This window comes from Streptomyces antimicrobicus, assembly GCF_020532625.1.
In the GTDB taxonomy this organism is placed as follows: domain Bacteria; phylum Actinomycetota; class Actinomycetes; order Streptomycetales; family Streptomycetaceae; genus Streptomyces; species Streptomyces antimicrobicus.
Genome location: NZ_JAJAUY010000034.1, coordinates 1 through 14,622 on the forward strand (window position 1 = coordinate 1; position 14,622 = coordinate 14,622).

At 74.1% G+C, this 14,622-nt stretch carries 12 protein-coding genes; 5 read left to right on the plus strand and 7 right to left on the minus strand.

The window, feature by feature from the left end:
• Window positions 1-773: 773 nt before the first annotated feature.
• Window positions 774-1,229, minus strand: a complete 456-nt coding sequence (locus LG632_RS11710; RefSeq protein ID WP_226726916.1) for an Lrp/AsnC family transcriptional regulator — start codon at window positions 1,227-1,229, stop codon at window positions 774-776.
• Window positions 1,230-1,239: 10 nt separating this feature from the next.
• A complete protein-coding gene (locus LG632_RS11715) occupies window positions 1,240-2,703 on the minus strand; it encodes an amino acid permease (RefSeq protein ID WP_226726918.1) in 1,464 nt (487 codons plus the stop codon).
• A gap of 626 nt (window positions 2,704-3,329) precedes the next feature.
• Here LG632_RS11715 and LG632_RS11720 point away from each other — a divergent pair.
• The 5 genes from LG632_RS11720 (at window position 3,330) to LG632_RS11740 (ending at window position 9,392) form a co-directional block, all read left to right on the plus strand.
• Window positions 3,330-4,316 (plus strand): GDSL-type esterase/lipase family protein, encoded by a 987-nt coding sequence (locus tag LG632_RS11720; protein ID WP_374203460.1) that lies wholly within the window; start codon window positions 3,330-3,332, stop codon window positions 4,314-4,316.
• A gap of 115 nt (window positions 4,317-4,431) precedes the next feature.
• Window positions 4,432-5,421, plus strand: coding sequence for an SCO0930 family lipoprotein (locus LG632_RS11725; protein WP_226726921.1), 990 nt, complete (start codon window positions 4,432-4,434; stop codon window positions 5,419-5,421).
• Window positions 5,422-5,497: 76 nt separating this feature from the next.
• Window positions 5,498-6,316, plus strand: coding sequence for a LytR/AlgR family response regulator transcription factor (locus tag LG632_RS11730; protein WP_226726922.1), 819 nt, complete (start codon window positions 5,498-5,500; stop codon window positions 6,314-6,316).
• A 110-nt stretch (window positions 6,317-6,426) separates the two neighbouring features.
• Complete coding sequence (locus tag LG632_RS11735; protein WP_226726923.1) at window positions 6,427-8,166, plus strand: sodium/solute symporter; 1,740 nt, start codon at window positions 6,427-6,429, stop codon at window positions 8,164-8,166.
• Entirely contained in the window at window positions 8,163-9,392 is a 1,230-nt protein-coding gene (locus LG632_RS11740; protein ID WP_226726924.1) for a sensor histidine kinase, read from the plus strand. The genes LG632_RS11735 and LG632_RS11740 overlap by 4 nt, the downstream gene beginning before the upstream one ends.
• 85 nt (window positions 9,393-9,477) lie before the next feature.
• On the opposite strand, the gene LG632_RS11745 is transcribed toward LG632_RS11740, so the two are convergent.
• The 5 genes from LG632_RS11745 to LG632_RS11765 form a co-directional block, all read right to left on the minus strand.
• The gene (locus tag LG632_RS11745; RefSeq protein WP_264201696.1) at window positions 9,478-10,926 is read right to left on the minus strand and encodes a GuaB1 family IMP dehydrogenase-related protein; all 1,449 of its coding nucleotides are present in this window, start codon (window positions 10,924-10,926) and stop codon (window positions 9,478-9,480) included.
• 136 nt (window positions 10,927-11,062) lie between these two features.
• Complete coding sequence (locus LG632_RS11750) at window positions 11,063-12,217, minus strand: XdhC family protein (RefSeq protein ID WP_226726927.1); 1,155 nt, start codon at window positions 12,215-12,217, stop codon at window positions 11,063-11,065.
• Entirely contained in the window at window positions 12,217-13,479 is a 1,263-nt protein-coding gene (locus LG632_RS11755; RefSeq protein ID WP_308108266.1) for an IS701 family transposase, read from the minus strand. The genes LG632_RS11750 and LG632_RS11755 overlap by 1 nt, the downstream gene beginning before the upstream one ends.
• 73 nt (window positions 13,480-13,552) lie before the next feature.
• Window positions 13,553-14,197, minus strand: coding sequence for a TMEM175 family protein (locus LG632_RS11760; RefSeq protein ID WP_226726930.1), 645 nt, complete (start codon window positions 14,195-14,197; stop codon window positions 13,553-13,555).
• A gap of 79 nt (window positions 14,198-14,276) precedes the next feature.
• Window positions 14,277-14,618, minus strand: a complete 342-nt coding sequence (locus tag LG632_RS11765; protein WP_226726931.1) for a nuclear transport factor 2 family protein — start codon at window positions 14,616-14,618, stop codon at window positions 14,277-14,279.
• Window positions 14,619-14,622: the final 4 nt, after the last annotated feature.

Consider the following 14,622-nt stretch of genomic DNA (forward strand, 5'->3'; position numbering starts at 1 on the left):
AGGCCCGCCCGCGCGTGGCCCGCTGCGCGGAGCTTCTCCCCGCCCCGCCCCTTCCCGGACCGGGGCCCCGCCCCCCGGACCCCGCACCTCAAGCGCCGACGGCGCTGGACGGTTCCAGCCCCGCCGACCGCGAGGTGCGGGGCGGAAGAACCCGCGCCCCGGCCCAGGGGCTCGCGGGCGGAGGGCCCGGCGCCGTCGGCGCTCAAGCGCACGGCGGGCGGTCCGGGCCCAGGGGCCGCAGGCCCGCCCGCGCGCGGCCCGCTGCGCGGAGGCTCTCCCCACCCCGCCCCTTCCCGGACCGGGGCCCCGCCCCCCGGACCCCGCACCTCAAGCGCCGACGGCGCTGGACGGTTCCGGCCCAGCCGACCGCGAGGTGCGGGCCGGAAGAACCCGCGCCCCCGGCTCAGGGGCACGGGGGCGGAAGCGCCGTCGGCGCTGAAGCGTGGGACGAGCGGCCGGCGCCGTCGGCGCTGAAGCGGGGCCAGGCGGCCCGGCGCCGTCGGCGCACAAGCGCGGAGCGGGCGGGCCGGCCCCGCCAGCCCGAGCGCCGGGCGGGCGGTACGCCCCGCTGACCCCGAGCGCCGGGGGGTACGGCCCCGCCTGGGCCCAGCCGGGGCCCGGGGCAAGGCCCCGCACCCGTCGCCGCCGAGCCGGGGTCCGGGGCAGGGCCCCTCCGGGCCGAGCCGCGGGCCGGGGCAAGGCCCCGCGCCGTCGCCGCCGAGCTGGGGCCCGGGGGCCGGGGCAGGCCCCGGGAAGGTGGCGGGAGGGGTTCGTCAGGCCGGGGCGCCTGAGGTGAAGCGGCGGAGGAGGGGGGAGAGGACCAGGACGGACTTGGTGCGTTCCACGAACGGCTCGCCCGCGATCCGCTCCAGCACCCGCTCGAAGTGCCGCATGTCGGAGGCGAAGACCTGGACGAGGGCGTCCGCGTCGCCCGTGACGGTCGACGCGGACACCACCTCCGGGTACCGCTCCAGACCTCGCCGGATGTCGTCCGGCGAGGTGTTGTGGCGGCAGAAGATCTCGATGAAGCCCTCGGTCTCCCAGCCCATGGCGGCCGGGTCGACCCGGACCGTGAAGCCGGTGATGGCGCCTTCGGCGCGGAGCCGGTCGACCCGGCGCTTGACCGCCGGGGCCGACAGGCCGACCTCGGAGCCGATGTCCGCGTAGGAGCGGCGGGCGTCCTCGGCGAGGGCGTGCACGATGCGTTCGTCGAGATCGTTCAGTCGCACGGGGGCAGGATCACTTCTCTGTCGGTACCTCGGCCGCCTCCGGCGCAAGGCTGGAGCGGCGCATTCCGTAGCAGAAGTAGATCACGAGGCCGACGACCATCCAGACACCGAACGCGAGCCAGGTCGCGCCGGGCAGGCTCACCATCAGCCAGCCGCAGGCGAGGAAGCCGAGGATCGGCGTCACCGGGAACAGCGCCACCTTGAAGGTGCGCGGCAGGTCCCGCTTGGTGTAGCGCAGGATCACGACCGCGATGTTGACCAGCGCGAAGGCGAACAGCGTGCCGATGCTGGTGGCGTTGGCCAGCTCGCCGAGCGGGATGAAGGCCGCGAGCGCGCCGCAGAAGAGGGAGACGATCAGGACGTTGACGCGCGGGGTGCCGGTCTTCTCGTCGACCTTGGCGAAGGCCTTGGGCACGAGGCCGTCGCGGGACATCGCGAAGAGGATGCGGGTCTGGCCGTAGAGGACGGCGAAGACGACGGACGCGATGGCGACCACGGCGCCGGCCGCGAGCACGACGCCCCAGAAGCTGTGACCGGTCACGTTGGTCATGACCTGCGCCAGCGCGGCCTCGGTGCCCTCGAAGTCCTGCCACGGCATGGCGCCGACGGCGACGAAGGCGACCAGCACGTACAGGACGGTCACGATGGCGAGCGAGAGCATGATCGCGCGCGGCAGGTCCTTCTTCGGGTCCCTGGCCTCCTCACCGGCGGTGGAGGCGGCGTCGAAACCGATGTACGAGAAGAACAGGCTGGAGGCGGCGGCGCTGATGCCGGTGACGCCGAGCGGGGCGAGCGGGGTGTAGTTGCCGGCCTTGATGCCCATGACGCCGATGCCGATGAAGAGCAGCAGCGTGACGATCTTCACCGCGACCATGATCGAGTTGATCGTGGCGCTCTCCTTGGCGCCGCGCATCAGGAAGACCATGGAGAGCAGGACGACGACCAGCGACGGCAGGTTGATCCAGCCGCCCTCGCCGAGCGGCGCCGAGAGGGTCTCGGGGATGGTGAACCCGACGGTCCCTTCGAGGAGTTCGTTGAGGTACTGCCCCCAGCCGACGGCCACGGCCGCGACGGAGACGGCGTACTCCAGGACCAGGCACCAGCCGCAGATCCAGGCGATGAGCTCGCCCATGGTGGCGTAGGCGTACGAGTACGAGGAGCCGGAGACCGGCACGGAGCCCGCCAGCTCGGCGTAGGACAGGGCCGAGAAGAGGGCCGTGAGGCCGGCGATGACGAAGGAGATCGTCACGGCCGGGCCCGCCTGGGGGGCCGCCTCGCCGAGGACGACGAAGATGCCGGTGCCGAGGGTCGCGCCGATGCTGATCATGGTCAGCTGCCACATGGTGAGCGAGCGCTTGAGCGCACCGCCCTCGCCCTGGCCGGCCTCGCTCACGAGTCGGTCGACGGGCTTGCGGCGAAGCAGCGGGTTGGCGGGCCGCTGCGTGAGCGGCGGCGCCTGGCCGTGGTCCAGCACGAGGGGGACTCCTTTGACACTGCGGATCGTGGACGTCCTGGGGTGGGTGGACGTCCGGGGGGTGGACGGCTTCGACCGCAGCGGTCCTGGCAGGAGCGGGCCTGGGCAGGCCTGTGCAGGGGGACCGCCGAGCAGGCGGTCGCGCCACTCCACGTACAGCGAGTGAGCCTAGGGGCTGGGGGTTCCCGCCCGTAATGCACCATCCTTGCATATTCGCGAACGATCGTTGCGCGGATCTGTCCGGGATGGGCCTTTGTTGCGCAGGGATGATCGATCAATGCGCGGTCACCCTGGGCCACCATTCTTGACACTTCGTCAGATTTCCCGCAGCGTTCCTCCGGCGCCGGGCGTGGCACGGGCCTTCGCCCGGGGTATCGGTGAACGCGCCGGTCCCGGCACTGACGCGGGCCCGCCGGCAGCGGTGCGGACCCGAGGAGCGGAGGCGACGCGTGAGCCCTGACCACCGGACCTGGGACACCCCGGACCCGCAGCCGCCGCCCGGCGGCCCCGCGGCCTACGGCGCCCGGCCCGACCCCGACCCCGACGGCGCACGACCCGACCCCGACCCCGACCCCGACGGCACCCGGCCCGACCCCGGCCCCGGCCCCGCCGCCGACGGCGCCTGGCTGGACCCCGGCCCCTTCCTGCGCGGCGTCGCCTGGCTGGACCGGGGCCGGGTGGTCCGTGCCGACCCGGCGGACACGCTGCGGCTGCCCTGGGACACCGGGGAGCGGGCCACGCTGCCCATCGGGGTCCGGCTGGAGTTCGCCGCGGATCCGCAGGTCACCGCGGTGGAGATCGGCTACCGGGCGACCGTGCCCGGACCGACCGACGCCCTGCGCGACCTCGCCCACGGCTTCGCGTTGTGGAACCGCGCCGGGCTGCTGACCGAGGTGTTCACCGAACCCGCCACCGAGGCGGTCGTACGGATCCCGCTCCCGCCCGGCCTCGGCCCGTACACGGTGCACCCGCCCGAGGCCCAGTCCCCGCTGGTCCTGGGCCTGCGCGGGATCGGCGGCCCGCTCGTCCCGGCGCCGCCGGCGCCGCGCTGGGTGGTGCACGGCGACTCCATCACCGAGGGCTGGTGGTCGACCCGGCCCGCGCACGGCTGGACCGCCGTCGCCGGCCGCACGCTGGGCTGGGACACCGTCAACCTCGGCTACGCGGGCGCGGCCCGCGGCGAGCTGGCCGTGGCCGAGCAGCTCGCGAGCCTGCCCGCCGACGTGCTCACCCTCGCCTTCGGCACCAACTGCTGGACCCGGGTGCCGCACTCGGCGCCCCTGCTGTACGAGACCACGCGCGCCTTCCTGGAACTGGTCCGCCAGGGCCACCCGCGCACCCCGCTGCTGCTGGTCTCCCCCGTCCTGCGACCCGACGCCGAACGCACCCCGAACCGGCTCGGTGCCACCCTCGGCGCGCTGCGCGACGCGATGGAACGGGCCGTCGGCGACCGGATCGCCGCCGGGGACGACCGGCTGGCCCTGCTGCCGGGCCGCGACCTGCTCGGCCCCGAGCACCTGGAGGACGGCCTGCACCCCAACGACGCCGGGCACGCGCTCCTCGGCCTGTCTGTGGCCACGGCCCTGCGGCGGGCCGGGTTCACCGGGGGGTGAGTGAACCACCCCACAGCGGATCGGTTGAACGGATCTCCCGCAGGGCCGCGTGTCTCCGGCACAGTGCCCGCCCACCGCGGCGGGCGACACGGCTCACACGCTGGGAGATATCACCATGGGTGCAGTGCGCGGAACGTCCCTCGCGGCCGTCGCCGTCGCCGTCGCCGTCGCTCTGACGGCGACCGCGTGCGGCGGGACCGAGGACAAGGCCGGGGACGCGGCGAAGGGCGCCGGAGCCGGCGCCGCCGCGCCCGCCCAGGCGCCGGCCGGCGCCGCGGTCGGGCCGGGCGGCCAGCTCGCGGTCCGGCAGGACGCCGCCCTGGGACCCGTACTGGTCGACGGGGCCGGCTTCACCCTCTACCGGTTCGACAAGGACACCGCGAAGCCGCCCACGTCCACCTGCGACGGGGACTGCGCCAAGGCCTGGCCGCCGGTGCCGGCCGCCGACGCCAAGGCCGCGGCCGGCACGGACCCGTCGCTGCTGGGCGAGGTGGTCCGCCCCGACGGCTCCAAGCAGCTGACGGTGGCTGGCTGGCCCGCGTACCGCTTCGCCAAGGACACCGCCCCCGGCGAGACCAAGGGGCAGGGCGTCGGCGGCACCTGGTTCGCGCTCGCCCCGGACGGCAAGAAGGCCGCGAAGGCGGCGGGCGACGGCGCCGGGAACGGGGGCGGCGGCAACGGCGCCGGCTCCTACGGAGACGGGTACGGCAACGGCGGCGGCGCCGGCGGCGCTGCCCCGGCCGCCCTGCCCGGCCTCTCCGTGGCCAAGGACCCCAAGCTCGGCGACCACGTGGTGGACAGGAACGGCATGACGGTCTACCGGTTCAAGCCCGACACCGCCTGGCCGATGGTCTCCAAGTGCACCGGCGACTGCCTGGCCAAGTGGCCGGTCGTCGCACCGGTGGACAAGGCGGACACCAAGGGCGTCACGGAGCGGAACTACCTCGTCCTGGACCGCCCCGACGGCAAGAAGCAGCAGACCATCGACTGCTGGCCGGTCTACACCTTCACCGGCGACAAGAAGCCCGGCGACATCAACGGCCAGGGTGTCGGCGGCACTTGGTACGCCGTCGCCCCCGACGGGAAGCTGATCACCACCCAGTGACGGCCCTAGGACCGCGCGGCCCCCTCCCGTCCCCCGGGGGGCCGCGCTCGCCGTACGCCGCGTGTAGCTTGGGCCCATGCTGCGCGTGCTGGCCGTGGACGACGAGAAGCCCCTCCTGGAGGAGTTGCTCTACCTGCTGCGCTCGGATCCCCGCGTGGCGAGCGCCGAGGGCGCCTCGGACGCCACGCAGGCGCTGCGCCGGGTGAGCCGTGCGCTGGAGTCCGGTCCCGACGGCCCGGACGGCATCGACGTGGTCTTCCTGGACATCCACATGGCGGGGCTGACCGGGCTCGACATCGCCCGGCTGCTCGCCGGGTTCGCCCGGCCGCCGCTGATCGTGTTCGTCACCGCCCACGAGGGGTTCGCCGTCCAGGCCTTCGACCTCAAGGCGGTGGACTACGTCCTCAAGCCGGTCCGCCCGGAGCGGCTGGCCGAGGCGGTGCGGCGGGCCTGTGCGCAGCTGGGCCGGGCCGCCCCGGCCGAGGAGGAGGCGGCGCCCCCGTCGCCCGTGCCGCCGGCGCGGCGCCGGGCCCGGCCGGAGCCGGTCGGCGCGGACCGGGCGGCCGACCAGATCGCGGTCGAGCTGGGCGGGGTCACCCGGTTCGTGGCCATCGCCGACATCGCGTACGTCGAGGCGCAGGGCGACTACGCCCGGCTGCACACCGACGAGGGCAGCCACCTCGTGCGCATCCCGCTGTCCACGCTGGAGGAGCGCTGGGCCGCGCGCGGGTTCGTCCGGATCCACCGCCGCCACCTGGTGGCGCTGAGCCGGATCGACGAGCTCCGGCTGGAGGCGGGTACCACCAGCGTCCGCGTCGGCCCGGCCGAACTCCAGGTCAGCCGCCGCCACGCGCGCGCCCTGCGCGACCTGCTGATGCGCCGGGCCACGGGCTGAGCCGGTGACCTGGGCGGGCCCGGCCCGCTCCGCCGCGAACGTGCCTGTCGCACCGCGCCCCCGTCTGCGTACACTCCCGTCACCCCGCCGCCTGCCGAAGGACTCGCCCGGTGAACCAGACGTACGCGCTGACCGCGGTCACCGCCGTCGTCCTGGCCACCGTGCTGGTGGGCGCGCTGGGCCTGCGGATGTCCCGGACGACCTCCGACTTCTACGTCGCCTCGCGCACGGTCGGCCCCCGGCTGAACGCGGCGGCCATCAGCGGCGAGTACCTCTCCGCCGCGTCCTTCCTGGGCATCGCGGGGCTGGTGCTGCTGCAGGGGCCGGCGATGCTCTGGTACCCGGTCGGGTACACCGCCGGGTACCTGGTGCTGCTGGTGCTGGTGGCGGCCCCGCTGCGGCGCTCCGGCGCGTACACGCTGCCCGACTTCGCCGAGGCCCGGCTCCAGTCGCGGGCGGTGCGCCGGATCTCGGTGCTGTTCGTGGTCGGGGTGGGCTGGCTGTACCTGCTGCCCCAACTGCAGGGCGCGGGGCTGACGCTGGAGATCCTCACCGGGGCTCCGCACTGGGTGGGCGGGCTGGTGGTGGCCTGCGTGGTGACGGCCGCCGTGGCGGCCGGCGGGATGCGCAGCATCACGTTCGTGCAGGCCTTCCAGTACTGGCTGAAGCTGACGGCGCTGCTGGTGCCGGCCTTCTTCCTGCTGGCGGCCTGGGCCGGGGACGGCGCGCCGCGCGCCACCCTGGACGCCCCGGCGACCTTCCGCGAGCACACGGTGGTGACGCTCGCCGAGGACGTCAGGCTGTCCGTCGCGGCGCCGCTCACGCTGACGGTGACCGGCACGGTCGACGGCCGGGCGCACGACGGGCAGGTGGTGACGCTGTCCGCCGGCCGGCACGAGGTGCGGGCGGCGACCCGCCTGGAGTTCCTGCCCGGCAGTGCGGTGCCGCGCACCCGCCCCGCGGCCGGCATGGGGGTCTCCAGCTGGTCGCAGCCGCTGTCCGGGCCCCAGGACGGCCACCGGCTCTACGCGACGTACGGCCTGATCCTGGCCACGTTCCTGGGCACCATGGGCCTGCCGCACGTGGCCGTGCGCTTCTACACGAGCCCCGACGGGCGGGCGGCCCGGCGCACCACGCTGGTGGTGCTGGGACTCGTCGGCGCGTTCTACCTGCTGCCCGCGGTGTACGGGGCGCTGGGCCGGCTCTACGCGCCGGAACTGGCGCTGACCGGGGACGCGGACGCGGCCGTGCTGGTGCTGCCCGAGCGGATGGTGGGCGGGACCCTGGGCGATCTGCTGGGGGCGCTGCTCGCGGGCGGGGCGTTCGCCGCGTTCCTGTCGACGGCCTCGGGGCTGACGGTGGCGGTGGCCGGGGTGCTGCACCAGGACGTGCTGCCGGGCCGGGCCCGCACGGTGAGCGCCTTCCGGTACGCGGCGCCGGCGGCCATGGCGGTGCCGCTGGCGGGGAGCGTGGCGGCCACCGACGTGCCGGTCGCGGACGCGGTGGGGCTGGCCTTCGCGGTGTCGGCCTCGTCGTTCTGCCCGCTGCTCGTGCTGGGCATCTGGTGGCGCGGGCTGACCCCGCCCGGCGCGGTCGCGGGGCTGCTGACCGGGGGCGGGGCGGCGCTGAGCGCGGTCCTGGCGACGCGGGCCGGGCTGGCTCCGGCCGGCTGGGTCCACACCCTGCTGGCCTGGCCGGCCGTCTGGTCGGTGCCCCTGGGCTTCCTGACGATGGCGGGGGTGTCCCTGGCCACCCGGTCGCGGATCCCGCCCGGTACGGCGGCCACCTTGACCCGGCTGCACCTGCCCGAGGACGTCGCGGCCCACCCCCCGGCCGGGGGGCACCGGTGACCGGCGCGGGGACGGCGCTGCTGGTGGCGGCCGTCGCGGTGCTGGCGCTGGCGGCCGGGTACGCGCTGGGCCGCCGGCCGCTGCCGCGCGGCGCGCGGGCCGGCCGGCACCTGGACCTGGGCACCCCCGTCGAGCGGGCGACGTTCCACACGCTGCACACCGCCTCGCTGGCCGCTCCCCCGCTGCGCGCCGGGCTGACCGAGGACGCCGCCCGCAAGGCGGCCAAGCGGCTGCGTTCGCTGCTGGGCACGGAGGCCCTGTGCCTGACCGACCGGGAGGCGGTGCTGGCCTGGGACGGGCCCGGCGCCGACCACCACGAGCGGCGGGCGGTCGCGCGGGTGGCCGAGGTGCTGCGCTCGGGCCGCAGCATGAGCGTGCGCACGGAGTGCCAGCGCCCGGACTGCCCGTTGAAGTGGGCCGTGTTCGCTCCGCTGACCGGCGAGGACGGCATGCTCGGGGCGCTGGTGGCGTACGGGTCGCGGGAGTCGGCGGTGCTGGTGCGGGCGGCGACCGAGGTGGCCCGCTGGGTGTCGGTCCAGCTGGAGCTGGCCGAGCTGGACCGGTCGCGGACCCGGTTGATGGAGGCGGAGATCAAGGCGCTGCGGGCGCAGATCTCCCCGCACTTCATCTTCAACTCCCTCGCCGCCATCGCCTCGTTCGTCCGGACGGATCCGGAGCGGGCCCGGGACCTGCTGCTGGAGTTCGCCGACTTCACCCGCTACTCCTTCCGCCGGCACGGGGACTTCACCACGCTGGCCGAGGAACTGCGGTCGATCGAGCAGTACCTGGCGCTGGCCGGGGCCCGGTTCGGGGACCGGCTGAAGGTCACCTTGCAGGTGGCTCCCGAGGTGCTGCCCGTGGCGCTTCCGTTCCTGTGCCTGCAGCCGCTGGTGGAGAACGCGGTCAAGCACGGGCTGGAGGACTCCACCAAGGAGTGCCGGATCACGATCGCGGCCCGGGACGCGGGCTCCGAGGCGCTGCTGACCATCGAGGACAACGGGGTCGGGATGGACCCGGCGCTGCTGCGCCGGATCCTGGCCGGCGAACGGGTGGGCGGCTCGTCCGGGATCGGGCTGCCGAACGTGGACGAGCGGCTGCGCCAGGTCTACGGCGACGCGTACGGGCTGGTGGTCGAGACGGGCGTCGGGGCCGGCATGAAGGTCACCGTGCGGGTCCCCAAGTACCGGCCGGGCGTGCACCCCGCGACGGCGCCGGTCGGACCGTGATACGGGGTGGCGGGCGGTACGCCGAAGGCCCCGGCCGGACCGTGGGGACGGTCGCGGCCGGGGCCTGGGCGTCGAGCGGGGCGGATCAGCTCCAGCTGGCGTGCAGCGGCTTGCCCTCGGCGTAGCCGGCCGCGGACTGGACGCCCACGACGGCGCGCTCGGCGAACTCCTCCAGGGAGCCGGCGCCGGCGTAGGTGCAGGAGGAGCGGACGCCCGCGATGATCGAGTCGATCAGGTCCTCCACGCCCGGGCGGGCCGGGTCGAGGAACATGCGCGAGGTGGAGATGCCCTCCTCGAACAGCGCCTTGCGGGCCCGGTCGTACGCCGACTCCTCCGCGGTGCGGTTGCGCACGGCGCGCGCGGAGGCCATGCCGAAGGACTCCTTGTAGAGCCGGCCGTCGGCGCTCTGCTGGAGGTCGCCCGGGGACTCGTACGTGCCCGCGAACCAGGAGCCGATCATCACGTTCGAGGCGCCGGCGGCCAGCGCCATCGCCACGTCGCGCGGGTGCCGGACGCCTCCGTCGGCCCAGACGTGCTTGCCGTACTTCTTGGCCTCGGCCGCGCACTCCAGCACCGCGGAGAACTGCGGCCGGCCCACGCCGGTCATCATCCGGGTGGTGCACATGGCGCCGGGGCCCACACCGACCTTGATGATGTCCGCGCCGGCGTCGACGAGGTCCTTGACGCCCTCGGCGGCGACGATGTTGCCCGCGACGATCGGGACCTGCGGGTCGAGCGCCCGGACGGCCTTGATCGCGCTGATCATCGACTCCTGGTGGCCGTGCGCGGTGTCGATCACGAGCGTGTCCACGCCCGCGTCGAGCAGCTGCTTGGCCTTGCCCACGTAGTCGCCGTTGATGCCGACGGCGGCGGCGATCCGCAGCCCGCCCCGGGCGTCGACGGCCGGGGTGTACAGGGTCGCGCGCAGCGCGCCCTTGCGGGTGAGGATGCCGACGAGCTTGCCGTCCCGGTCGACGGCGGGGGCCACCTTGCGGTGCCCGGCGTCGAGCTTGTTGAAGGCCTCACGGGGGTCGATGTCGGCGTCGATGAGCAGCAGCTCCTTCGACATGACCTCGGAGAGCTGGGTGAAGCGGTCCACGCCGGACAGGTCGTGCTCGGTGACGACGCCGACGGGGCGGTTGTCCGCGTCGACGACGACCCCGGCGCCGTGGGCGCGCTTGGGCAGCAGGGCCAGCGCGTCGGCGACGGTCTGGGTCGGCGCCAGCGTGATCGGGGTGTCGAGCACGTGGTGGCGGGTCTTGACCCAGGAGATGACGTCGGTGACGACCTCGATCGGAATGTCCTGGGGGATGACGACGAGCCCGCCGCGGCGGGCCACGGTCTCGGCCATCCGGCGTCCGGCGATCGCGGTCATGTTCGCGACGACCAGCGGGATGGTGGTGCCGGTGCCGTCGGGCGAGGAGAGGTCGACACCCTGACGGGAACCCACCGCGGAGCGGCTCGGCACCATGAACACATCGTCGTACGTCAGGTCGTACGGCGGCTTCTGGTCATTGAGGAAACGCACGTGCAGAACATCCCAGTCGAGTCGATGGTGAACATCCCCGGCCGGCAGCCGAGGAAAAAGCACGTACTTCATTCTCCCATGTCCGGGGGTTCGGCAATCCCAGGACTTTCCTCCAAGACATAAAGGACCACCTGGTTTTTTCCTACGGGACCCAGGTCCCGGGTGCCGGGGCGGGGGGCCCGTGCAGGGGTGCGGTGCCGCCGGTCAGCGGTGTCGCGGGGCGGGCGTGCCGGACGGCGGTGAGTTCGGCGGCGATGGACAGGGCCGTCTCCTCCGGGGTGGCCCCGCCGAGATCCAGCCCGATGGGCGAACGCAGCCGGGCGAGCCGGTCCGGGGGCACCCCCTCGGCGCGCAGCCGGTCGAGCCGCTGCGCGTGCGTGCGCCGCGATCCCATGGCGCCGACGTAGCCGACGGGCAGCCGCAGGGCCAGGGCCAGCAGCGGGACGTCGAACTTGGCGTCGTGGGTCAGCACGCACACGGCCGTACGGGCGTCCAGCCGGCCGGCGTCGTGCTCGGCGGCCAGGTGGCGGTGCGGCCAGTCGACGACGACCTCGTGCGCGTCCGGGAAGCGGGCGCGGGTGGTGAAGGCGGGCCGGGCGTCGCACACGGTGACCCGGTGACCGAGGAAGGCCCCGATCCGGGCGAGGGCGGCGGCGAAGTCGACGGCCCCGTAGACCAGCAGCCGGGGCGGTTCGGCCGCCGACTCCACCAGCAGGGTCAGCGGCTGCCCGCACAGCCCGCCGGCCGTGCCGAGCCCGGCGGTGCCGGTGCGCCCGGCCAGCAGCAGGGCCCGCACCCGTTCGGCGGCGGCCCGGTCCAGGGCGGGGCCGCCGCCGAGCCCGCCGTCGTACGAGCCGTCGGGCCGGACGGCGAGGGCCCGGCCGAGCTGCTGCGGCGGGCCGGTCACCACCCGGGCCAGGGCCGCCCGGCGGCCGCCGGCGGCGTGGGCCAAGGCCGCGGCGAGCACGGGCCGGACCGGGTCGTGGGGGCGGACCGGGGTGACCAGGACGTCGACCACTCCCCCGCAGGTCAGGCCGATGGCGAAGGCGTCGTCGTCGCTGTGGCCGAAGCGGTGCAGACCGCCCTCGCCGCAGGCCAGGGCCTCCAGGCACAGCGCGTGCACGGCGGACTCCACGCAGCCGCCGGAGACGGAGCCCACGGCGGTGCCGTGCTCGTCCACGGCGAGCGAGGCGCCGGGCCGGCGGGGCGCGCTGCCGCTCACGGCCGCCACGGTGGCCAGCGCGAACGCGCGCCCGTCGGCGCACCACGCGCGTAGCTCCTCGGCGATGTCGAACATCAGCGGATGTACGCCCGGCGGGCGCTCTGGCCGGGGATGAGCGGCCGCGGCGGCAGGACGGGGGCGGGACGCGGGGCGGTGTACGGCGCGGCGGCGGGGGTGGCCCGGCCGCGCGAGCCCAGCAGGGTCGCGGCGTGGGCGACGCTGGCGAGGGTGACGTGGTGGTGCCAGCCGCGGAAGGAGCGGCCCTCGAAGTCGCGGATGCCGGCGGGTTCGCAGACCTCGGTGAAGTCCAGGGCCACCCGGTCGGTGAGCTTGGCGAGCAGGAAGAGCTGGGCGAGCGGCCGGTCGGTGATGTTGGTGAGCCAGAACTCGGACGGCATCAGGGCGGTCTCGGTCCAGGCGCCGACCAGCAGCAGCGGGCCGGGCGGCGCCGACGCGGGCCGGTCCTCGCCGCCCGTGGTCAGCACGGGTGCGGCGGTGAGCAGGGTGACGGCGCCCTCGGAGCGGCCGTGCCGGGTCCACTCCACCACCCGGCGCTGGGAGCGCAGGGAGTCGATCAGTTCGCGGGCGGGGGCGGTGTGCGGGCCGGGCTTGTGCCGGCCGCCGCCGAAGGAGACCGGCAGCGAGCCGTCGACCCGCAGGACGAACGGGACGTCGTGCAGGGCGAGGGACTCCACGCACTGCGGGATGTCGGCGTTGCCCGCCTCCATCACCACGGGCCGGCGCTGCAGCTGCCAGGTCGCGGCCATCCGCTGGACGGCGTGCACCGCGTCCTGGGCGGGCGTCTGGGAGCGGGCGGTGTCGGGGATGCCGGCGCGGCGGCGGCGCAGGAGCTCCCCGGTCCAGGGGGCGGGGAGGGTGAGCGTCCACTCGACGGGAAAGCTCGCCTCGCTGGAGGCGAGCCAGATGCCGCTGGCCTGCTGGCAGTTGGCGGTGCGGCCGAGCTGGGGGACGAACTGGCGGCCGACGCCGACCGAGCGGTCGCCGGCCTTCTCGATGACCATCGGCTGCACCACCCAGGCCAGCGGGCGCTGGGCGGTGCGTTCGATGTGCTGGGCGAGGGAGCGGCGGACCGGGGTCCAGTCCCAGGGGGACTTGCTGATGAACTGCTGCAGACTCTGCTCGACGGAACTGGCGCCGGTGCCGGCGATGTTGCGGATCGTCTTCTTCCCCGAGGTGTGCACGAGGCCGTTGAGATATACGCGGGCCCAGTTTCGCTGGTCCCGCCGGGGTAATGATTCGAAGAACAGAGAAATCAGTGCGTCGATCGATGCGGAGATTTCCTTGCTGGATTCCTCCGGCATGGCTGCGCGAACCATCTGCTGCCTCCCCCGCGACCAGCTGGATCCGACACCCTACTTGACCGGCAGGAACGGCCGTAGGGCCTGGCGGCTACTTCCTGAGGTCGCTTTCGGATGCGAGCCGCTCTTCCTCTATCACGAGAGGGATCGGGATCTGGTTCGCCGCGTAGTAGATGGCGATCAGGAAGTGCGCCACGAGCGTGAGGGGCGCGGAGAAAAGAGACAGGACGACGGTACAGGGATACGCGATGGCGCCGAGACCGAATCGCAGCCGTGTGGCGCGTGCGCCGTCCTTGTCGACCTTGTCGTGGAACAGGTGCCCGACCCTTGTCACGTGCCACCACAGGCTGAGGAAGGCCAGCGCGTAGACCACGGTCCAGGAGCTGTAGAGAATGGCCGCGATGTTGGCCGAATCCGGGTCCGTGAGATTCTCCGCGAGTACGGAAGTGGTCCACGGAATCACCGACACCACCATGAGGACCAGCAGATTCAGGAACAGCAGCGGCCGGTCCACCCGGGACAGATGGACGAAGATGGTGTGGTGGTTGACCCACATCACACCGATGATGAGGAAACTCACCACGTACGCCGCGTAGTGCGGCCATTGTTCCCACAATCCGTGCCAGAGTTCGGTGCCCTTCTCGTGCGGCACCTTGATCTCCAGCACCAGAATCGTGATGACGATGGCGAATACGCCATCACTGAAGGCCTCGATCCGGCCGGTCTCCGATTCCATGACCTCCCCCTTCGTCTCGGACGCCAGCGGGGAGGGCGCTTCCCCACCCTCCCCGCCAACGCTACCCGGATATCGGCCGTCAGCTGCCGAAGCCGGCCGTCTGCCGCCAGATCCGGCCATCGCGGACGACGAGTGTCCCGAATGCGTGCTCCGGCTCGCCGCCCAGGTTCATGATCGCCCGGTAGAAGATCGTGTCCTCCGTCTCGACGTACTGCTGGAGTTCGACGAGCTCGGGCTTCAGGGTGAGATATCCGGTGAACGTCTCACGGACGGCGTCGATCCCGACGGAGACGCCCTCGTACCGCAGCAGTACCGCGTCGTCGGTGTAGTTCTTCATCACCGCGTCGATGTCGAGGGCCGCGAGGGCCTCCATCTGGCGGACGAACACGGGGTGCAGTTTCGCGATGTCGTACGTGGCCATGACG